This window comes from Mariniflexile sp. (assembly GCF_052728615.1).
Genome location: NZ_JBFVFE010000045.1, coordinates 13,040 through 34,170, shown reverse-complemented (window position 1 = coordinate 34,170; position 21,131 = coordinate 13,040). Strand labels below are relative to the sequence as shown.

The window sequence follows — 21,131 nt, the reverse complement described above, 5'->3', positions numbered from 1 at the left end:
CCTTTTTATTTAATTAACGTTTGTATCTACGATGATTTTAGGGCTAACGCCCCTAATATTGTCTTATAAATCGTAATAGGTTTTAATCTTTTCAGCACTTGATTCGCATGATTCCATAAATCAAAATGCAAATCGGATTAAACCAACCCTTTTTAGCTCTCACAGACCTATACATGTTAAAACGATTGATTTATATTAAAAACCATGATAGTTATAAGTTATTTTAATAATATTGTATATTATATGTAAAAAATACATTTATTAAATTGCAAAATACATTTATATACATGGGCATCTTTAAACATAACGAAAATTGATTTATATTTATGCCAATAACTAAACCATTTTAAAACCATGACAACTAATTTTGAATTTTTAGATTACTTTATTTTTATTGCTTATGCCATTTTAATTTTAGGTGTAGGACTATGGGTGTCAAGAGATAAGGCTGGGCACGAAAAAAATGCCGAAGATTATTTTTTGGCCAGTAAATCGTTGCCTTGGTGGGCTATTGGGGCTTCGCTTATCGCTGCTAATATTTCTGCGGAACAGTTTATTGGGATGTCCGGTTCTGGTTTTGCATCAGGTTTGGCCATTGCATCTTATGAATGGATGGCGGCCATTACGTTGATAATTGTTGGTAAATACTTTTTGCCGATTTTCATTGAAAAAGGATTATATACCATTCCGGAATTTGTTGAAAAACGTTATTCAACCAATTTAAAAACCATATTAGCTGTATTCTGGATAGCATTATATGTATTTGTAAATTTAACAACCGTATTGTATTTAGGAGCATTGGCCTTAGAAACCATTATCGGTATTCCTTTAATTTATGGCGTTATAGGTTTAGCTTTATTTGCTGCTGCCTATTCTTTATATGGAGGTTTATCGGCCGTAGCGTGGACCGATGTCATACAAGTTGTTTTCTTGGTTTTAGGCGGTTTAGCAACAACCTACTTAGCATTGAACATGGTTTCTGATGGCCAAGGCGTTATCGCTGGATTAAAAACTGTTTACGACGCTGTTCCTGATCGCTTTGCCATGATTTTAGATGAATCAAATCCAGAATTTAAAAACCTGCCTGGTATTTCAGTACTTGTTGGGGGCATGTGGGTTGCTAATTTATATTATTGGGGTTTCAACCAATATATTATTCAACGAACTCTGGCTGCAAAATCTTTAAAAGAAGCACAAAAAGGTATTTTAATGGCCGCTTTCTTAAAGTTAATAATTCCATTGATTGTGGTAATACCAGGAATTGCAGCTTACGTAATGATAAACGATCCTGAGATTATGGCACGATTGGGGGAAGCAGGACTTCATAATTTACCTTCCATTGATCAAGCGGACAGAGCATATCCTTGGTTGTTACAATTTTTACCTACTGGTTTAAAAGGGGTTGCTTTTGCAGCTTTGGCAGCAGCCATCGTTTCGTCTTTAGCCTCCATGCTAAACTCAACTTCAACCATTTTCACGATGGATATATACAAGCAATATATCAACAAAACCGCATCTGATAGAAGCACCGTGAACATGGGTAGAATTTCAGCTGCAGTGGCATTGGTTATAGCATGTATTATGGCTCCTTTGCTGGGAAACTTAGACCAGGCATTTCAATTTATTCAAGAATATACAGGTATTGTGAGCCCAGGTATTTTGGCAGTATTTTTGTTAGGCTTGTTCTGGAAAAAAACCACAAACAAAGGTGCTATTATTGGAGCCATAGCATCGGTTCCAATTGCCATGTATTTTAAAGTTGCTCCAAAAGGGTGGTCATCAAGTCCATTGTTTATAGATGTGCCATTTATGGATCAAATGGGTTATACATTATTAATAACTATGCTTGTTATTGGGATAGTTAGTTACGTGCAGCATAATGGCGCAAATGACAAAAAGGCTATTGCTATTAAAAAGGAAATGTTTGAAACAAGTCCTATATTTAATATTGGCGCATTTGCAGTGATACTTATTTTAGCAGCTTTGTATTCGATATTTTGGAATTAGGAGTATTTAGAAGGAATAAGAAAAGCAAGCTATTGTAGCTTGCTTTTTTTATTTTCTGACTTGACTGGATTGACTACGTTGTTCCAGCTAAGAGCCTCCCTAAAGGAGACTTAGGGGTTGAAAACAAAAAGCCCAAAACATACAAATTCAAGCGAGCTTGATTTGACGTTCAGCCTTTTTTTTTATTAGTGACCTCGACTGGATTCAAACCAGTAACCTCTTGAGCCGTAATCAAGTGCGCTATTCAGTTGCGCCACGAGGCCATTAAATTTTTATCACATTCAGGTTGTGACCTCGACTGGGTTAAACCAGTAACCTTCCCGACCCAAAATCGGGATGCCCTAAGCAGTTACACCCACGAGGCCTTTTTTGTGGGTGCAAATATACTATTTTTATTAAATTATAAGCAAATCTTATTTCAATTTAATCAAAAATTTATTGATCCTTTTCTATGAAATGTTTAATTATTGATGTTTGAAATACAGCACTTAATATTGAAAAATTTTGTCTGGGTAACCTTTGTTACAAACTTCTGTGGGTCATTAACCTATTTTTGCATCAATAAATAAAACTATTAATGCATAATGCAAAAAACAATCCATCTATTTACAATACTGCTTTTGTTTGGAAACATGCCATTGCAAGCGCAAGAATTCATTCCAATTACAAAAACTGAAGTGTTATATAAAGTTTCAGAAAACAATACCACTATTAAGATTTCTGAAGAAGAATTTAAGCAAGCCAGAGCAGATTACAGACAAACAAACGCTGTGTTTTTACCAAACATCACAGCGTCCCACACAGGAATTGCCACTACCAATCCGCTGATGGCTTTCGGATCTAAATTAAATCAGCAGATTTTAACGCAAAACGATTTCAATCCAGCGTTGCTCAACAACCCATCGCAGATAGAAAATTATGCCACCAGATTTGAAATTCAGCAACCGCTCATTAATGTGGATGGCATCTATCAACGTAGAGCCGCAAAATCCAAAATGGAAGCGATGTCACTGCAACAGCAAAGAACCACCGATTATTTGGTGCTCGAAGTGGAAAAAGCATATATGCAATTGCAACTGGCTTATAAAGGTGTCGATGTTATAGAAGAAGCCTTAAAAACCGCACTGGAAAACAGAAGGTTGGCAGATAATAGCTTCAAACAGGGTTATCTTCAGCGTGCAGATGTATTGAATGTTGAAGTGCGGGTAACAGAAATTCAAAATCAATTGCAAACCGCAAAAAGCAATGTGCAAAACGCTTCAAACTATCTGTCTTTTTTAATGAATGACGAAACCTATGTAGTCTATCAACCAAGTGATAGTTTATCTGTAAACACATTTACTATAGAAACCAATAAAAATATTTCTGAAAATCGTTCGGACATCAAAGCGATGCAATTGGCTTCAAATGCTTATGAAGCTATGAATAAGGCTGATAAAATGGCGTTTCTACCTCGATTAAATGCTTTTGGAAGTTATGAATTGTATGATGACCAAATTTTTCAAGCAGATGCCAATGGCTATTTATTTGGGGCACAATTAAGTTGGGACATTTTTCAAGGGTCCAAACGTTTCGGAAAAGCGCAAAAAAGTAAATCTGAATTTGAAAAATCACAACTGCAATACAGTCAATATGTATCACAGAGCAATTTGGAATTGAATAAAGCAAAACGTGCACTTACAGATGCAGAAAACAAATTGAAATTGACAATGTTGGCTCTCGAACAATCAAAAGAATCTTTAAGAATAAGAACCAACAGATTTGAAGAAGGTTTAGAAAAAACATCCGATTTATTAATGTCAGAAACTCAATATGCACAGAAGCAATTGGAGTATTACCAAACCATTTTTGAATTTAATTACGCACAAGCTTATTTGCGATTTTTAACCAAGGATTAGTTTACGGTAAACAGTCGCAGTGTTCATTCAGGAAAAATTAAAACAAATAAAATGAAGAAACTTATATACCTATTAACAATTACGGCAACAGCATTATTTATTACAGGTTGTGGTAGCGAAAACAAAAAGGCAGTTGCAGACAATGCTATTGCAATTCCCGTAAAAGTCAACCAAGTGGCAGCAAGTGCCAACAGGTCGTTTTTAGCCGTAAGCGGAAAAATCCAGGCATCAAATAGTGCCGATTTAAGTACCAGAATGACGGGTTACGTAAATAAAGCACCCGCAAATGTTGGTGACAAAGTCACTAAAGGGCAATTATTGGTATCTATTAACAATACCGATCTACAAGCCAAAAGTGCCCAAGCAAATGCGGGAATTACAGAAGCTACCGCTGCTTTAAACAATGCGAAAAAAGATTACAACCGTTTTAAAAATTTGTATGCAGATAATAGTGTTTCACAAAAAGAAATGGATGACATGACGGCTCGTTACGAAATGGCAAAAGCCAGACTAGAGGCTGCCACACAAATGAAAAATGAAGTGAATGCACAATATGCTTATAGCAACATTACAGCGCCTTTTAGTGGAACAATTACCAGTAAAAATATTGAAGCTGGAGATATGGCAAATCCTGGAATGCCATTAATAAGTTTAGAAGCACCAGGAAGTTTTGAAGTGATGGCCATGGTGCCAGAAACTGAAATTTCACAAATCAAAAATGGTACTGAAGTGGATGTCATTGTCAAGTCAATTAATGAGCATATCAAAGGGAAAGTAACTGAAGTTAGCACATCTGCTAAAAATACTGGTGGGCAATACTTGGTAAAAGTGGCATTGGACAAAACAGATGCCAATATTCTTTCGGGTATGTTTACAAGTGTTCAATTTCCTATTGAGAAAAAAGCAACTACCGAAATGGTTTTGATTCCAGTGGAAGCTATTGTAAATAATGGTCAATTGTCTGGTGTCTATACAGTAAGTCAGACTAATACAGCCTTATTGCGTTGGTTGCGATTGGGTAGAACTTTTGGTGGCCAAGTGGAAGTGTTATCTGGTTTAGCGGCAGATGAAGTGTATATAGTTTCTGCTGAAGGGAAGCTTTACAATGGAGCGAAGGTCAGTATTCAATAGGCAGTCGCAGTCTTCAGTCAATAAATAACGTAGCATAATTATCCTGCAAGGTTTTAAAAATCTTGTAGGTATAAGAAACAAAAAAAGAAGTATTAACTAAAAAATATCCCATTACAGTTTTTCCCCTTTGGGGAAATTAAAAGGGGCTTTTTATTATGAAAGAAGGAATCGCAGGAAAAATTGCAAAAATCTTTATACAGTCCAAGCTTACAGTGCTCTTGATGATTGTGTTTATGGTTGTTGGGGTTTATAGTTCGTTTTTAATTCCGCGTGAGGAAGAACCACAAATTGATGTACCAATAGCTGACATTTTTGTGGGTTATCCAGGTGCTAGTCCTACGGAAATAGAATCGCGCGTGGTTAAACCATTAGAGCAATTGATTTCCAATATTAAAGGGGTGGAATATGTGTATTCTACATCAATGGAGGAGCAAGGTATGGTGATCGTACAGTTTTATGTTGGTGAGGATATGGAGCGCTCGTATGTAAAACTTTACAACGAAATCAGTAAACATATGGACCAAATGCCACAAGGGGTGACGTTTCCGCTAGTAAAAACACGAGCGATTGACGATGTGCCCATGTTGGGCCTAACCTTGTGGATTGAAAACTATGACGATTACCAATTAAGCCAAATAGCACAAGAATTAGAGGGTGAAATCAAGAAGGTGGATGATGTTGCCATTACCCATAAAATTGGTGGGAGAAACCGTCAATTGCGCGTGGTATTAGATAAAGATAAATTGGCTGCCAGCGGATTGGATTTTTTATCGGTAGCTGAAATGATCAAAGCGAACAATGCACAATTGAATTCTGGGAGTTTTGATAAGAATGACACAGAATTCTTGGTAAACACAGGAAAATTTTTGGAGTCAGCGACTGATGTTGAAAATTTAGTGGTTGGTGTACAACAAAATCAGCCTATCTATTTAAAGCAAGTAGCAACGATTATTGATGGTCCAGAAATACCTCAAAATTATGTAAGTCTGGGTTTTGGAAAAGGCAGCGAAAAAGCATCAGATTTTAAGTCGGAGTATCCTGCTGTTACTATTTCGGTTGCGAAACGTAAAGGCGCCGATGCGATGAAAATCTCGGAAGTGATTATTGATAAAGTAGAGCATTTACGTAGCACTTTAATACCAGATGATGTGCACGTAGAAATTACCAGAAACTATGGAGAAACAGCGTCCGATAAAGTTTCCGAACTCTTGTGGCATCTTATCGGTTCTATATTAGCCGTAACGTTGGTAGTTATGCTCGCTATGGGTTGGCGTGGTGGACTGGTGGTGTTTTTATCGGTTCCAATTACGTTTGCATTGACTTTGTTGAGTTATTATATGATGGATTACACACTCAACCGAATTACACTTTTCGCATTGGTATTCGTCACAGGAATTGTGGTAGATGACTCGATTATTATTGCCGAGAATATGCACAGGCATTTTAAATTGAAACGCTTACCATTTAAACAAGCTGCATTGTATGCCATTAACGAAGTGGGTAACCCAACCATTTTAGCAACGTTTACTGTCATTGCTTCGGTGTTGCCAATGGCTTTTGTGTCTGGTTTAATGGGCCCTTATATGGCACCCATGCCCATTGGAGCATCTATCGCTATGATTTTGTCATTATTTGTTGCACTAACCATTACACCGTATTTAGGGTATGTTTTCTTGCGGGAAAAAGATAGGAAAGGAAAAGTTGAAAAAGCAGAAAAACCATTGGAAAAAACTTTTATTTACAAGGTTTATAATAAGTTTGAGCGTCCTTTATTGGAAAGCAGTGGAAAACGTTGGTTGTTTTTATTGGCAACGTTTGCGTTATTATTGGGAACGATGGTGTTGTTCTTTACCAATTCAGTTGCTGTAAAAATGTTGCCATTTGATAATAAAAACGAATTTCAGGTCATCATCGATATGCCAGAAGGTACAACCTTGGAACGTACAGGTATCGTAGCTCAAGAAATATCTCAATATTTATCGACGCGACCAGAAGTGGTGAATTATCAAAACTATGTTGGGACTTCTGCGCCTATAACCTTTAACGGTTTGGTACGTCATTACGATTTACGTGGTGGGAGCAATATGGCAGATATTCAGGTGAATTTAATTGGCAAAGACGAACGTAGTACACAAAGCCACGATATTGCCAAATTGTTACGCCCAGACATTCAAAAAATTGGTGATAAATATAATGCCAATATAAAATTAGTGGAAGTGCCACCAGGACCACCTGTGTTATCAACGATTGTTGCCGAAGTTTATGGACCTGATTATAACGAACAGATAAAAATTGCGAACAGTATTCAAGAGATCCTAAAAAACACGGATGATGTGGTGGATATTGATTGGATGGTGGAAGATGACCAAATCGAATATCAATTCAATATCAATAAAGAAAAAGCAATGCTATATGGCGTTGCACCACAGCAAATTGCCTATACCATGAATATGGCATTATCCAACAGACCAATTACCACTTTGTATGATGAAGATGCAACAAAGCAAGTTGGTCTGGTATTGACTTTAGATGAAAAAGAAAAATCTACCATTACAGATATTTCACAACTCAAAGTAAAGTCGAAACAAGGCAATATGGTGCCCATTGCCGATTTGGTTGACATTAAGCAAACCACTGCCGCAAAAAGCATTTATCACAAAAACCAAAAACGTGTGGTCTATGTGATGGCAGATATGGCTGGCGAATTGGAAAGTCCTGCCTATGCCATTTTAGGTATGGAAGAGAAATTAAAAACCATTAAACTTCCTAAAGGGTATAAACTGAACGAAATGTATTTAGGTCAACCAGATTTTGAAGATGATTATACCGTAAAATGGGATGGAGAATGGCAAATTACATTAGAAGTATTTAGAGATTTAGGAATTGCCTTTTTAGGTGCTATCATCCTGATTTACATCTTGATTGTTGGCTGGTTTCAAAACTTTAAGGCACCCATTGTTATGATGGTAGCTATACCATTATCCTTAATCGGGATTATTTTAGGTCACTGGATAATGGGCGCATTTTTTACGGCAACTTCATTTATAGGCATGATTGCTTTAGCAGGAATTATGGTACGGAATTCGGTGCTGCTCATAGATTTTATAAATATCCGATTGGAAGAAGGCATACCGCTTAAGCAAGCCACAATTGAAGCAGGAGCAGTAAGAACAACACCTATTTTATTAACCGCTGGAACCGTTGTTATTGGCGCATTTGTCATCTTATTTGACCCGATTTTCCAAGGATTGGCAATCTCATTAATGGGAGGAACCATCGTATCGACTGTGTTGACTTTGTTGGTCGTGCCATTGGTGTATTATATGATTGAACGTAAAAATTTAAAATAATCTGTCTGGTCGAGTGCAGGCGTGGCCTCAAAACAATGCAGAACTAAAAACAGCTCTCAACTTTAACCTGCCTTGAGCCCAGTCCAAAGGCTCGAACGGACAATAACATACAAACAATGAAATTAGTGATCATAACCGCAGTCGAAGAATTTCAAAAAGAGGTTTTGAAACTCTTCAAAAAAGCCAATATCGAAAATTTTAGCAGTTCAGATATTGATGGCCACAAAAATGGGGCTTCCATATTAATGGCTTCCAGTTGGTTTTCAGGAGAAAAATTTGGTAATGAATCCCGTTTGTTTTTCTCTTTTACAGAAGATGAACATATTGAAGCATTGTTCCAATTTATAAATGAGTTTAATAGTAATATAGAAACGAACAACCCAATTAAAGCGGTTGTTGTTCCTATTGAAAAGTATATATAATCTTAAAAATCAAATAAAATGTTACATACATATTTTAGAGTACTCGTTGGCACTTTTGTTTTAATAAGTGTTGTATTAAGTGTTTATGTAAGCCCTAATTGGATGTGGTTTACTGTATTTATTGGTGTGAATTTAATACAATCTGCCTTTACTAAATGGTGTTTGTTAGAAACCATTCTTATGAAATTAGGTGTGAAAAATGATGGAGGAAGTTGTTCCTCTTGTTAATCAGAACGAACATAAAATCCATTCAAATTAAAAAAACCAACAATCATCACTCCCTAAGTCTTATGGACTCATTTTTCATCCATAAAGCCAAATAAGTTATCTCAATAATAACCCGGCTATCAATTAAACAACTACCAGTTACAAGCTGGTAGTAGTTTAATATGTTTTTTTTTGCTTTGTGTATTTCTGTGCAATAGCTGTAATGCAGTGGCAGGCAGGCGCACAAAGCTTTATCCGTCCCGATCGTTTCGGGATCACAAAGATTTTAAGTTACTAAAAGCCTTTGCCCTGCCTCTATCCAAGGTTCAACCCAGAGATTGCAAAAAACAATTTAAATGAGTTCATTACCAAAAAAAACAAATTTCAATGTAAATTTGCACAAAAGCATATTAAAATGGAATATATTTTAAATCCATGGCCGTGGTATATCTCAGGGCCATTAATAGCCATTGTCATGGCGCTTCTTCTTTATTTTGAAAAATCCTTTGGCATGTCATCGAATTTAAGGACCATGTGCACCATTGTGGGCGCGGGGAAATTTTCAGATTTTTTCAAATTCAATTGGAAAGAGCAAATATGGAATTTAACGGTAGTTCTCGGAGCCATTATTGGTGGATTTATAGCGGTCAATTATTTATCAAATGATAGCATAACAGCACTAAACCCCCAAACGATTTCAGAACTCAAGAAATTGGGCTTTAAAAATTCGGGTGCAACCTTGGTGCCGAACGAACTATTTGATTTTGAGGCTTTAACCTCCTTAAAAGGATTATCAATTTTAATCATTGGCGGGCTTCTTGTTGGTTTTGGCACACGCTATGCAGATGGCTGTACCTCTGGGCACGCCATAACTGGTTTGAGCAGTTTACAAAAACCGTCCCTCATTGCAGTTATTGGTTTTTTTCTTGGAGGTTTGATTATGGCCAATCTTATTTTCCCCCTAATTTTTTAATTATGAAGTTCTTAAAATTTTTATTTATCGGCATCTTTTTCGGGATTGTTTTGGTAAAATCCGAAGCGGTATCCTGGTATCGAATTTACGAGATGTTCCGTTTCCAATCCTTTCACATGTATGGCATTATAGGTACCGCTATAGCAACCGGGATTTTATTTCTTCAAATTTCAAAAAAAGGTATTATAAAAAGCATCAAAGGCACCTATATTTTTGTTCCGAAGAAAGAAAAAGGGTTTATCAAATATATTGTAGGGGGCACTATTTTTGGGCTCGGTTGGGCCTTAATTGGTGCATGCCCAGGACCTATGTACATTCTTTTGGGAACTGGTGTTTATAGCATGGTTATAGTGATTGCTGCGGCTATTTTAGGAACTTTTGTCTACGGCGTTTTAAAAGACAAACTACCCCATTAAACTATACTATTTCGGCACTTAAACCTGCATCAAGCAGCATGGAACAACGCGGTTTTAAATCGTCGTAAAGTCCTGTTTTTACCGTACACTTTCCTTTATAATGAACCAGAATTGCGCATTGTTCTGCTTGTTCCGCAGTATGTTCGCAAGCAAAAATAAGCGTTTCAATAACGTGGTCGAAGGTGTTAACGTCATCGTTAAATAGTACAATCTCGTTTTGGGTAAGTACTTCCTCTTCTAAAAGTGTTTCTGTGGATGTTTTTTCTCTAGTACTCATGACTAACTTTTTTACTAATTTAAAAATTTTAAGGCAACCCAATGGTTTCTTTCCAGTTTTTCTTCAAATTTTAACATCTGTTTTTCGCATTCCTCTTGAATTACGGGCATATCATCATTGTAAAATCCGCTTAAAAATAGGAGTCCGTTTTTGTTTAAACACGACACATACCTTTCCATATCGTTTAGCAAAATATTCCGATTGATATTAGCAATAATAACGTCGTATTTTTTACCTTTTAAAACAGACGCATCGCCTTCAATAACTGTTATATTCTTACAGTTATTGCGTTCTACGTTTTCTAAACTATTTAAATAGCACCAATTGTCATAATCTACTGCATCAACAGGTTTTGCCCCTTTTATTTCGGCTAAAATTGCCAATACGCCCGTTCCGCAACCCATATCCAACACCGATTTATTGATAAGATCGTTTTTTAAAACATGCTGGATCATCATGTGGGTGGTTTCGTGGTGCCCGGTGCCAAAACTCATTTTTGGTTCAATGATGATATCGTATGGGGTATTTGGTTTTTCATGGAATGGCGCCCGAACCGTACACACACCATCAACTACAATGGGACTGAAATTCTTTTCCCATGCTTCGTTCCAATTGGTTTGCTCAATATCTTCAAATGTGTAAGTGATTTCAAATTCATCAGAATTTAAAATTTGAATATCATCCAGTATGGATTCGTTCCATTCTTCTTTTTGAATGTATGCGGTAACACCTTCCTCATTTTCCACAAAACTTTCAAAACCTGCGTAACCGAGTTCTGCAATAAGGATTTCCACTCCTGGCTGTATAGGAGTTACTTTAAACTCGTAACCTATGTAAATGATGTTAGACATGATGGTTGGGATTTACGATTTTGGATTTACGATTTACGATTTTGGATTTGGAATTTAGATTTCTAATGTTGATGCTTACTGTTAAGTGTGTTAGCGATTACTCATACATTTTATTGTTAAATTTGGAAATCGTGAATGCTTCGCATTTGAAACGGCATCCTTTTTGGCACCCTAAAAGCGCTAAAAAGATACAGTGTATAGCGCAACCTCCCGATAGCTATCGGGAGGGTAACGCCAAAAAGATTTCCTTTTTCAAGGAAATGAATTTAAAATGCGTTTACTATGGCGTAAAAGTCGTCTGCATTAAGTGCGGCACCACCAATTAAACCACCATCTACATCTGGCTTATCAAAAATTTCATTTGCGTTGTTTGGTTTTACGCTGCCTCCATAAAGAATGGACACGTTGTTTGCAATTTCATGTCCGAATTGGTCCGCCAACGTTTTCCTGATAAACGCGTGCATATCCTGTGCTTGCTCCGCAGTTGCGGTTTCGCCAGTGCCAATGGCCCAAACAGGCTCGTAAGCCAAAACGATGTTTTTAAAATGCCAAGCTTGTAAATGAAACAAGGCATTTTTAATTTGGCTGCCCACAACATTTTCATGGTTCCCCGATTTTCTATCGGCCAAAACTTCACCAAAACAGAAGATAACGCGTAAATCGTTCGCTAAGGCTGCATCTACTTTTTTTGCTAAAATTTCGTCGGTTTCGTTAAAATATTCACGACGTTCGCTATGCCCTAAAATAACGGTTTTAACGCCTACACTTTTAAGCATCCTGGCACTTATTTCGCCCGTGTAAGCCCCGTTTTCGGCAAAATGCATATTTTGGGCAATCACTTCAATATCGGTACCTTTCAGCGTTTGGTAAGCTTGCCACAAGTTTGTAAATGTTGGCGCAATCATAACCTCTGCATTGGAAGTTTTTATTTTAGTTTTTAAGCTTGTTATTAGCGTTTCGGTTTGCGCCAAATCATTGTTCATTTTCCAATTTCCTGCTACAATTTGTTGTCTCATAATCGTATCCTAAATCTTTCCCAAGGGGAAGGACTTTTTCTTTTAATTAATAATTTATTTTAAAATGCTTGTTATTTTTTTATCGTCTGCCTCAATGGCTTTAAATAATTTAATGTTTCCTTTTTTATCTATTACCATGTATCTTGGTATCCAATCTAAATGTACAAATTCTCCAAAAGGGCCTTTCCAACCAGATTCCATAAAGTAATGCTGCCCTTTAACCTCATATTTCTCAATGCCTTTTTTCCAAGCGTCCTGTGTTTTATCCAAAGAAAGAAATACATACTCAGCATCTTTATATTGTTTTTGTAGTGCTTTTACTTTTGGCATGCCTTTAATACAATCGCCGCACCAAGAAGCCCAAATATCCACCACGATGGTTTTGCCTTTATTGGCATCCAAAATGGTTTTAAAGGGTATGGAGCTGCCATCTAAATTTAGAAATGTATCGTTTAAAGCCGCTTCAGAAAACACTTTAGGTGTTTCTTGTGCCTTGCAGCTTATAAAAGTTAAAAAGAATATCAATATATATTTTATTTTTTTCATGTGTTTATGTTTATTGTTTTTTAATTGTCATCCCGATAGCTATCGGGACTTCCATATAATCATTACTTTGGGTATCGAAATTTAGTTATGGAAGTTTCATGTTTAAAGTTTTAATTAAAAGATTCCTGCCTACACTTAGACTGCGCTCAGTGTAAACTTTGGAATGACAAAATTACTGAAGTTTTACCTTAGGGTCTAACCAAACGTAAATTATATCTACAAAAATATTAATAATAATAAAGAGTAGGGCTATAATTAGCACCGCTCCCATAATTACGGGCAAATCCAAGGTGTTCAAGGCGTTTACAATTTCTTTACCAAGGCCGTTCCAGCCAAAAATATATTCTACAAAAACCGCACCCGCCAACATGGAAGCGAACCAGCCTGAAATGGCGGTAACAACGGGGTTTAATGCGTTTTTTACAGCGTGTTTTTTTATAATTTGAAATTCACTTAGCCCTTTGGCCCGGGCGGTACGAATGTAATCTTGATTGAATACTTCCAACAATGAACTACGCATGAGTTGAATAACAACCGCAAGTGGGCGAATGCCCAAAACAATAGCTGGGAGTATCAGGTTTTTTAGTCTAAGATGATTGGATTCGCCGAAATCGTCCAATTCGTAAAGACTCCCCGTCATTTCTAAATTTGTGTATTTATGCAACACAAAACCGAAAAACCATGCAAATAAAATGGCACTGAAAAACGATGGAATACTCATGCCTAAGGTGCTGAAAATCTGTATAGTTTTATCAAGCCATCGGTCTTTGTAAAGCGCAGAAATAATTCCCAATATTATACCAATAAAAATGGCAATAACTATGGCCGATACTGCCAAAACAAAGGTATTGGGCAAGGTTTCACTTAATACGTCGCTCACTTTTTTACCTTGTTTTGTAAAGGATTCCCGCAAATATGGGAGCTTTAAAACCGTAGTGGTATTGCCTATTGAGAATAATTTGGTTGCTGAATATTTTCCTTCTTTTAAAAACGTATAATCCGATGCAGTTTTTGAATGGAACGATATGGGCAATAAATCGTTTAAATAATATAAGTATTGGGTACTTACAGGTTTATCGAAACCATATTTTTGCTTTACGGTCGCCAATTGTTGGCTGTCTTCATTCTGTCCCAACATCATTTGGGCGGGGTCTCCAGGAAGCACATTGAATAATAGGAAAATAACGGTGACCACTCCGAATAATGTGAGTAATGCGTATGTGATTTTATTTAGTAGATAGGTTATCAAATAATTTATTTCTTTTTTAAAATAACTTTTACAACAGAATCTAGATCTTTGTTTAAACCCAAATTTACCTCATTGTAATTATTCTTTATAACAAACACGGAATCCACCATTTTGGGGTCTAAGGAATCAACTTCTTCTTTAGATGATAATTTGTCATTGATTAAATAAATAGTTCCTATTTGTTCCTTTTTAGGCTCAATTTTTCGTTTCACCTTTGGCAACTTCAAATCCTCAATATCATTCCAATGTAATTTTTGTTTGATGGTGCCTTTATCCAATTCCAAAATCCCGGGGTTTGAACGCACCACGGTTTTTAGTGCTTTTTCATCACATAGATAAAAATCGAAATTCAAATTGTAAAGTTTTTTGATGCGCTGTTTTTCTGCTTCGCCCGATGCTGTTAAACCAATAACTTTATAACCATTTTTTATAGCTTTATCAGACATGGCTTTTAGTTTTTCGGCACCTGCTTTTTCAATATGTTCTAAACTGTATGAAACAACTATGATAAGATTTTCTTCTGAAAGAAATTGCTCCGTTAAATCTTCATCTGGAGTTTCAATTGAAAAATCTACAACAGGTGGTTGGTAGCCTTCCGTAATCATTTTGGTATCAACACTTACAAAATCGCCATCAACCGAAGGATAGGATCCATCGGTGGTAATTACTTTTTCTTCACCGTTTATTTTAAATTTCCAATAGTATTCCACTACAGGTTTTGGGGCATTTTCTGGAATGCGCATGCCTTCAGCTATATTATTTCCTATTTTATAAGCCCTAAAGTCTATAACGGGTAAATGCATCAGTACATGATATGCCAACCAAAAACTAAAAACAAAGCCCAACATGGCAAAAATGGTGGTCAACAGATTATTGAATACCGGTTTGATATACTTGACTCCGAAAAACAAAATGAGCACAAAAACCAATAGCACCACATCTTTGGTAAAGCTTTCCCAAGGTGTTAGTTTTAATGCGTCGCCAAAACAACCACAGTCTTTAACTTTATCAAAATAAGCGGAATAAAAGGTTAAAAATGTAAAAAACACAATCATTAACAACAAGCTCCAAACCGTAAACTTGGGCTTGTAGCCAATAATCAAAAAAACTCCCAAAACCACTTCAAAAACAACAACCAAAACCGAAATTATAAGTGCATACGGTTCTAACGATGGAATATTTAAAACATCAACACTGAAGTACTCCTGTAATTTATACGAAAACCCCAACGGGTCGTTTAACTTTATCAATCCTGATATGATAAATAAAACCCCGACAAATATTCTTGATATGCTAACTAAATATTTCATAAAAAAATTCCAAATTTAAAAATCACAATAAATGGTAGAGCTATTGTGGGAGTTTGTTGATTTTGGTAGACAATATTTTTCATAATTCTTCAACTTGTTCACTAATGTTTCGCTATAAACGGAATGCTCCTCATTGGTTGATTTAATCAAACGCAACCAATATTTACTTTGTTTTGCTTTTTTTAAGTCTGAATAAAAAATCCTTATTGTCAAATTTTTCATTTGCTTCTATTTAATTCGTACCAATTGAACCTGATTATTTTACTAATAATTACTTTGCATTTTCTATATTCAAAACAGATTTATTTAGTCTTTTCAAAAAAAACCTACAATCCCTTGCAAACCCAAAAGTGCGTCCTTGCTCCATTTGTTGGATTTTTTTGTACACGACAAAAAACATATTTCATTGAAAACCAACAAAATAAAGGGTTTTAAATGGAAAGACCGATATCCACTCCATTAAAAAAATATTACCATAAATTTTTCTAATGAAGAACATCAGTCCTGAATGTAAAGATACAGTTTTAGTTTTGGTTTTACAAGGTCATTTTAAAGGAGAACCCAATATGGCAATGACCACTTTTGTATGGTGCCATAAAATTTGCGATTATTTGGATGTTTTATAATTTAGTTTTAAGTACATGACAAAAAATTAGATTGACCTTCTGTAAATAGTACTAATCCCACTGAAATTGAGACCTGTCAGGTTTTTAAAACCTGACAGGTCTGGAACACATGAGATTATTAAACTGCTGAAAATTAGTTATATAACATTTATTTTTCAATTTTTGTCATGTACTTATCATCAAATTATTAAAAAAATCTCCTTAAAATAATTCCTCCCCTTTTTTCAAGGGGAGAGCCTGCACCGAATTTATTTCGGTATGCCGATAGGCGGAGGGGTCAACTTTAATAGTTATTTTTATGATGTAAGATTATTTTTGTCATGTACTAAAAATTTAGTTATTTACATTGTTAACACGTTCCACACTATCGAAGTTTGAAAGCGATAATCGGATGATGGAATCTGTAACGCATGTTAAATCGTGTGGTACGTTTTCGTCCAGGGCAATTAAATCGCCTTTTTTCAAAAGTAGTTTTTCGCCGTTTACGCCAAAATCGATGCTGCCTTCAAACAGTTCAATAACAATAGGATAGGGTGCTTTGTGCTTTTTCATGCTTTGACCTTGCTTCATGACAATCCTGATTTCTTTTGAGGTTTTTGTTTTAAGTAAAACGGTTACTGCTGGTTTGTTTTCTTCGTAGGTTATATTTTCAACCAATGATGCTGTGTTCATAATTTTAAGTGTTTATTTTAGTTTCAGTAATAATTTTAAAAGTGAGGTTGTTTATTTTCTCATCCAACATGACTTGGCATGCTAAACGGCTGTTTGCATCTGTATTGTTAAGGTTGTTAAGGGTTTCTTTTTCAACAGGTTCTATGCGGTCATTTAAAGCACCCGACTGTAATTTTACGTGGCAGGTACCGCATAAACCTCTGCCCAAACATTCGCCTATATCTTCATAATAGGTATCAACAATCAATTCCATTAAATTGGGATATTCAAATCGCCTAAAAGGAATTGAAATCAATTTGTTATCGGTTGTTATGATGTTTACCGTGTAATTCATTTTTTGTATTGACACTGATTTTGCGACAAATTTAAGCTTTAATTATATATAGGACAAATTTATCCTAATTAAAATTCAAATAATTCAAATTGATAAAAAAGTGGTTTTTAAAGCGATTTTACAATAGAAGTATCTAACCTCCTATGGTAATCATTGTCCTGTTGTTGGTATGCAATTTAGGCTCTTGAAGTTTCTCCAACGTATCCATGCCACCACGTATTTTTAATTTTGCTAGTACTGCTTTTTGGATAATGGGTTCAATGGGTTTTCCTTCGCGAAGGGTTGTCAATAAATCGGATTCTGTGGAAGAAAACAAACAATTTTTGAGTTGACCGTTAGCCGTTAAACGAAGTCGGTTGCACGAATCGCAAAACGGATTTGTGACTGAACTAATGATTGCAAAACTACCTTTATAGCCTAAAATTTTATAATTTTTTGAAGTATCGTTTGCAGCATCTTGCAGGCGCTCAATTTGCACTTTGGAAAAAGAAGCGTTAACATATTCCATCACTTCGGCATACGATACCATTTTACCCATATCCCATTTATTGCCATCAAAAGGCATAAATTCAATGAAGCGAACCGAAATGGGCAAGTTTTCAGTAAGGTTGATAAAATCGATGATTTCATTATCATTAAAACCTTTCATCAGCACCACGTTCACTTTCACATGAAAGTCTTTTTCTACCAAAAGCAATAGGTTTTTATAAACGATATCAAATTGATCGCGACGCGTAATATGTTTGAATTTTTCTCTGTCTAGTGAATCTAAACTGATATTGATTTTTTTAACGCCATTTACTTTCAAAACATCCATAAACTTATCGATAATTACCGCGTTTGAGGTAATTGAAAGTTCCACAGGAAGCGTAGCCAGTTTTCCCAAAATAACAGGAATATCCTTTCTGATCAAAGGTTCGCCACCCGTGAGGCGTATTTTAGTAACCCCATGTTTTACAAAGGTTTTGGCGATTTCATAAATTTCTTCATAGGTCATTAAATGGCTTTTAGGCGACAAGGGCACACCTTCTTCGGGCATGCAATAGGAGCAACGTAAGTTGCAACGTTCAATCAACGAGATACGCAAATAGGCGTGGTCTCTGCCGTGTGAATCTTGTAATATGTTTTTGTTATGTGTCATTATATGTATCGATTCAGACCTGACAGATTTTCAAATCTGTAAGGTCTAATTTAACTTTGCGCCTTTGCGCGACAAAAACTAATCATGTCTTGCCCCTCTTAAAATCCCAAACACATGCAACACCGACGGAAAAATAGCATCCATAGATTCACTTGCTCCGTTTGTTGAACCCGGTAATGCCAATACCAATGTGTTTTTTATGGTTCCCGCAACGCTTCGTGAAAGCATCGAATAAGGCGTTCTGTCTTGGCCATAATTACGGATCGCTTCTTCAATACCCGGAATACGCCTGTCCAATAAAGGAATAATAGCTTCGGGGGTAATATCCCTTGCCGAAAGTCCCGTACCACCCGTATAAATTATTAAATCGACGCCCTGACTTTGGTAGGTTTTCGCTTTTTCTTGAATAATGTCTTTTTCATCTGGAATGATAATGTATTCAGCGATTTTCACACCACAAGCCTCCAGTTTTTCAATGATGGTCTTACCTGCTTTATCTTCTTTATGTCCTGCGGAAATAGTATCGGAACAGACAACAACCGCAGCGGTTAAATCTTTTCTAAGCGTATCTTTAAAGTCCGATTTTCCACCTTTTTTGTTCAATAATTTTATATGATGGATTTCGATGCCTTTGTCAATAGGTTTCAGCATATCGTACATATTGAGCGCCACAACACTTGCGCCGTGCATTGCTTCCACTTCAACACCCGTTTTATAAATGGTTTTTACGGTGAATAGCACGGTGATCTCCAACCCGTTAATTTCATACTCAACACCAGTAAATTCGATAGGTAAGGGGTGGCAATCGGGAAGAATGTCGGGAGTGCGTTTTACGCCCAATAAACCTGCTGCTTTGCTCATGGCAAATACATTGCCTTTGGGAACGGTATCGTTTTTAATCGCTAAAATTGTTTCTGGCTTGCTCACTTTTACAATGGCTTGCGCTGTTGCGATTCTTAGAGTTGTGTTTTTATGGGTGATATCGACCATGTTTGTTTGATTTTTATTCCAGACCTCTTTAAATTAATTACGAGTTTATTTTCCATTGGTGTGTTTCATCTTCAAAAATCTCTTTTCCAAAAACGGGCAACTCTGCTTTTATGGCTTCCACAATATATTCCAAAGCTTTAAAAACAACTTTGCGTCTTGGTGATGACACAAATACAAAAAGGCAAATTTCTCCAGCTTTCACAATTCCCAAACTATGGTAAATATGCATGCAAGTGAGCTCGAATTTCCCAAAGGCAATCTCTCGAATCTCATGAAATTTCTGGTTTGCCATATCTTCATAAGCGGTATAATCTATGGCTGCTACCGTTTTGTTGTCAATAACATCGGCTCTAACCTGTCCCAAGAAAATATTGTGTGCACCAATACTGGTTTTGGTTTGGTGTTTTGCAATAGATTCTCCAATAAATTCTGAAGAAATGGCGCCTTGTTTAAATACGCTTTTTGGTTTATTGTTTTCCATGATTATTTATGTATTCAGACCTGTCAGGTCTAGTTTTGATAATATGTATTTTATTTCCGAAGCGCCTTCTTTTAAGCTGTAACAGTTTGGAATATTCAATTTATTTAAAATGAAAACCGCTTTTTTACTCCGTAATCCCGATTGGCAAAAAATGGCTTTTTGTTTTTCAAAATCTATTTTATTTATTTGGTGTTTTAATTCACTTAAAGGAATTTCAACAACATCAAAATTTTCAATTTTAGGCAATTCATCTGATTCCCGAACATCAATAAATTGGATATTTTCATTATTGAGAATGTCTTTCATGGACACCTCGTTAATCTCAACTTCACCATTTAAATCCAGTTGTTTTTTATGAAATTCGTTTTTGGTCTTTAAAACGGGGTTTATGGCTTCTTTCGATTTTTTAATTTTTAAAATAGACGTTTGATTGGTTAGAGCATTAAAGCATAACAATTTACCCGAAAGCACATTTCCAATACCTAAAATGATTTTTAAAACTTCATTGGCTTGCATACTTCCTATAATTCCTGGTAAAACCCCCAAAACGCCTATTTCTGAACAATTGGGAACCGAACCTTTTTTTGGTGGATTTGGAAACAGGCATCGATAACTTGGTCCGTTTTGATAATTAAAAACAGAAACCTGGCCTTCAAATTTGTAAATGGCGCCAAAAACAAGTGGTTTGTTGGTTAAAATGCACCCATCATTTACCAAATAGCGTGTTTCAAAATTATCGGTGCCATCTACTATAATGTCGTATCGATTAAATAGATCAAGCGCATTATGGTAATCTAATTTATAAGGATATGCGTTAATTGTGATAGTATCGTTTAAATCTTCCAAACGCCTTTTTGCAGCACGTGCTTTGTTGTGTCCCAAACTGGAAGTGCCAAATAAAACTTGGCGTTGTAAATTAGAACCTTCAACAACATCAAAATCAATAATCCCCAAAGTGCCAATGCCTGCGGCGGTTAAATATTGTAAAACAGGGCATCCCAAACCGCCAGCGCCAACCACCAAAACTTTTGCTTTGGAAATTTTATCCTGACCTGCTTGCCCTATTTCCGAAAGGATGATATGTCTGTTGTATCTCTTTGTCATTCCTGCGAAGGCAGGAATCTCATCCTACCATATTTCAATTTTAGACCTACAAGGTTTTTAAAACCTTGTAGATATTATTTTTGTTTATTTTAAACCTACCAGGTCTTTGAGACCTTGCAGGTTGGATTTT

21 protein-coding genes and 1 tRNA gene are annotated in these 21,131 nt (G+C 36.0%); 9 read left to right on the top strand and 13 right to left on the bottom strand.

Going from position 1 to position 21,131, the window contains the following annotated elements:
* Nucleotides 1-354 precede the first annotated feature (354 nt).
* The gene (locus tag ACU1LP_RS14780) at nt 355-2,007 is read left to right on the top strand and encodes a sodium/sugar symporter (RefSeq protein WP_445736658.1); all 1,653 of its coding nucleotides are present in this window, start codon (nt 355-357) and stop codon (nt 2,005-2,007) included.
* A gap of 189 nt (nt 2,008-2,196) precedes the next feature.
* Here the strand turns inward: ACU1LP_RS14780 and ACU1LP_RS14775 are convergent.
* A tRNA-Arg gene (locus ACU1LP_RS14775) sits at nt 2,197-2,270 on the bottom strand.
* A gap of 321 nt (nt 2,271-2,591) precedes the next feature.
* On the opposite strand from ACU1LP_RS14775, the gene ACU1LP_RS14770 reads away from it, so the two are divergent.
* The 7 genes from ACU1LP_RS14770 to ACU1LP_RS14740 all read left to right on the top strand — a co-directional run bounded on the left by ACU1LP_RS14770 (nt 2,592) and on the right by ACU1LP_RS14740 (nt 10,404).
* The gene (locus ACU1LP_RS14770; protein WP_445736657.1) at nt 2,592-3,905 is read left to right on the top strand and encodes a TolC family protein; all 1,314 of its coding nucleotides are present in this window, start codon (nt 2,592-2,594) and stop codon (nt 3,903-3,905) included.
* A gap of 51 nt (nt 3,906-3,956) precedes the next feature.
* Nucleotides 3,957-5,036 (top strand): efflux RND transporter periplasmic adaptor subunit, encoded by a 1,080-nt coding sequence (locus tag ACU1LP_RS14765; protein ID WP_445736656.1) that lies wholly within the window; start codon nt 3,957-3,959, stop codon nt 5,034-5,036.
* A gap of 155 nt (nt 5,037-5,191) precedes the next feature.
* On the top strand, nt 5,192-8,386 hold the full coding sequence (locus ACU1LP_RS14760; protein WP_445736655.1) for an efflux RND transporter permease subunit: 3,195 nt from the start codon (nt 5,192-5,194) through the stop codon (nt 8,384-8,386).
* Between the two features lie 116 nt (nt 8,387-8,502).
* The gene (locus ACU1LP_RS14755) at nt 8,503-8,808 is read left to right on the top strand and encodes a hypothetical protein (protein ID WP_445734599.1); all 306 of its coding nucleotides are present in this window, start codon (nt 8,503-8,505) and stop codon (nt 8,806-8,808) included.
* An 18-nt stretch (nt 8,809-8,826) separates the two neighbouring features.
* Complete coding sequence (locus ACU1LP_RS14750; protein WP_445734600.1) at nt 8,827-9,036, top strand: YgaP family membrane protein; 210 nt, start codon at nt 8,827-8,829, stop codon at nt 9,034-9,036.
* 394 nt (nt 9,037-9,430) lie between these two features.
* The gene (locus ACU1LP_RS14745; RefSeq protein ID WP_445736654.1) at nt 9,431-9,988 is read left to right on the top strand and encodes a YeeE/YedE family protein; all 558 of its coding nucleotides are present in this window, start codon (nt 9,431-9,433) and stop codon (nt 9,986-9,988) included.
* Nucleotides 9,989-9,990: 2 nt separating this feature from the next.
* Entirely contained in the window at nt 9,991-10,404 is a 414-nt protein-coding gene (locus ACU1LP_RS14740; protein WP_445736653.1) for a DUF6691 family protein, read from the top strand.
* 1 nt (nt 10,405) lies between these two features.
* On the opposite strand, the gene ACU1LP_RS14735 is transcribed toward ACU1LP_RS14740, so the two are convergent.
* From ACU1LP_RS14735 to ACU1LP_RS14710, 6 genes are all read right to left on the bottom strand, one after another.
* Nucleotides 10,406-10,681: an ATP-dependent Clp protease adaptor ClpS gene (locus ACU1LP_RS14735; RefSeq protein WP_445736652.1), complete on the bottom strand. Its 276-nt coding sequence runs from the start codon at nt 10,679-10,681 to the stop codon at nt 10,406-10,408.
* Between the two features lie 14 nt (nt 10,682-10,695).
* Nucleotides 10,696-11,532, bottom strand: coding sequence for a 50S ribosomal protein L11 methyltransferase (gene prmA, locus ACU1LP_RS14730; RefSeq protein WP_445736651.1), 837 nt, complete (start codon nt 11,530-11,532; stop codon nt 10,696-10,698).
* A gap of 266 nt (nt 11,533-11,798) precedes the next feature.
* Nucleotides 11,799-12,548 (bottom strand): triose-phosphate isomerase, encoded by a 750-nt coding sequence (tpiA, locus tag ACU1LP_RS14725; RefSeq protein WP_445736650.1) that lies wholly within the window; start codon nt 12,546-12,548, stop codon nt 11,799-11,801.
* 54 nt (nt 12,549-12,602) lie between these two features.
* The gene (locus ACU1LP_RS14720) at nt 12,603-13,094 is read right to left on the bottom strand and encodes a TlpA family protein disulfide reductase (RefSeq protein ID WP_445736649.1); all 492 of its coding nucleotides are present in this window, start codon (nt 13,092-13,094) and stop codon (nt 12,603-12,605) included.
* A gap of 172 nt (nt 13,095-13,266) precedes the next feature.
* Complete coding sequence (locus tag ACU1LP_RS14715; RefSeq protein ID WP_445732445.1) at nt 13,267-14,343, bottom strand: ABC transporter permease; 1,077 nt, start codon at nt 14,341-14,343, stop codon at nt 13,267-13,269.
* Nucleotides 14,344-14,348: 5 nt separating this feature from the next.
* The gene (locus ACU1LP_RS14710; protein WP_445732446.1) at nt 14,349-15,653 is read right to left on the bottom strand and encodes a BT_3928 family protein; all 1,305 of its coding nucleotides are present in this window, start codon (nt 15,651-15,653) and stop codon (nt 14,349-14,351) included.
* A gap of 488 nt (nt 15,654-16,141) precedes the next feature.
* On the opposite strand from ACU1LP_RS14710, the gene ACU1LP_RS14705 reads away from it, so the two are divergent.
* On the top strand, nt 16,142-16,279 hold the full coding sequence (locus tag ACU1LP_RS14705) for a hypothetical protein (RefSeq protein WP_445732447.1): 138 nt from the start codon (nt 16,142-16,144) through the stop codon (nt 16,277-16,279).
* Nucleotides 16,280-16,612: 333 nt separating this feature from the next.
* Here the strand turns inward: ACU1LP_RS14705 and ACU1LP_RS14700 are convergent, their stop codons facing one another.
* The 6 genes from ACU1LP_RS14700 to moeB form a co-directional block, all read right to left on the bottom strand.
* Nucleotides 16,613-16,951, bottom strand: a complete 339-nt coding sequence (locus ACU1LP_RS14700; RefSeq protein ID WP_445736648.1) for a cupin domain-containing protein — start codon at nt 16,949-16,951, stop codon at nt 16,613-16,615.
* A 4-nt stretch (nt 16,952-16,955) separates the two neighbouring features.
* Nucleotides 16,956-17,285 (bottom strand): 2Fe-2S iron-sulfur cluster-binding protein, encoded by a 330-nt coding sequence (locus ACU1LP_RS14695; protein WP_445736647.1) that lies wholly within the window; start codon nt 17,283-17,285, stop codon nt 16,956-16,958.
* Nucleotides 17,286-17,418: 133 nt separating this feature from the next.
* Nucleotides 17,419-18,426 (bottom strand): GTP 3',8-cyclase MoaA, encoded by a 1,008-nt coding sequence (gene moaA / locus ACU1LP_RS14690; RefSeq protein ID WP_445736646.1) that lies wholly within the window; start codon nt 18,424-18,426, stop codon nt 17,419-17,421.
* 78 nt (nt 18,427-18,504) lie between these two features.
* Nucleotides 18,505-19,416 (bottom strand): bifunctional molybdenum cofactor biosynthesis protein MoaC/MoaB, encoded by a 912-nt coding sequence (moaCB, locus tag ACU1LP_RS14685; protein WP_445736645.1) that lies wholly within the window; start codon nt 19,414-19,416, stop codon nt 18,505-18,507.
* A gap of 37 nt (nt 19,417-19,453) precedes the next feature.
* Entirely contained in the window at nt 19,454-19,897 is a 444-nt protein-coding gene (locus ACU1LP_RS14680; protein WP_445732452.1) for a molybdenum cofactor biosynthesis protein MoaE, read from the bottom strand.
* A gap of 6 nt (nt 19,898-19,903) precedes the next feature.
* Complete coding sequence (gene moeB / locus ACU1LP_RS14675; RefSeq protein WP_445736644.1) at nt 19,904-21,001, bottom strand: molybdopterin-synthase adenylyltransferase MoeB; 1,098 nt, start codon at nt 20,999-21,001, stop codon at nt 19,904-19,906.
* Between the last annotated feature and the right edge of the window lie 130 nt (nt 21,002-21,131).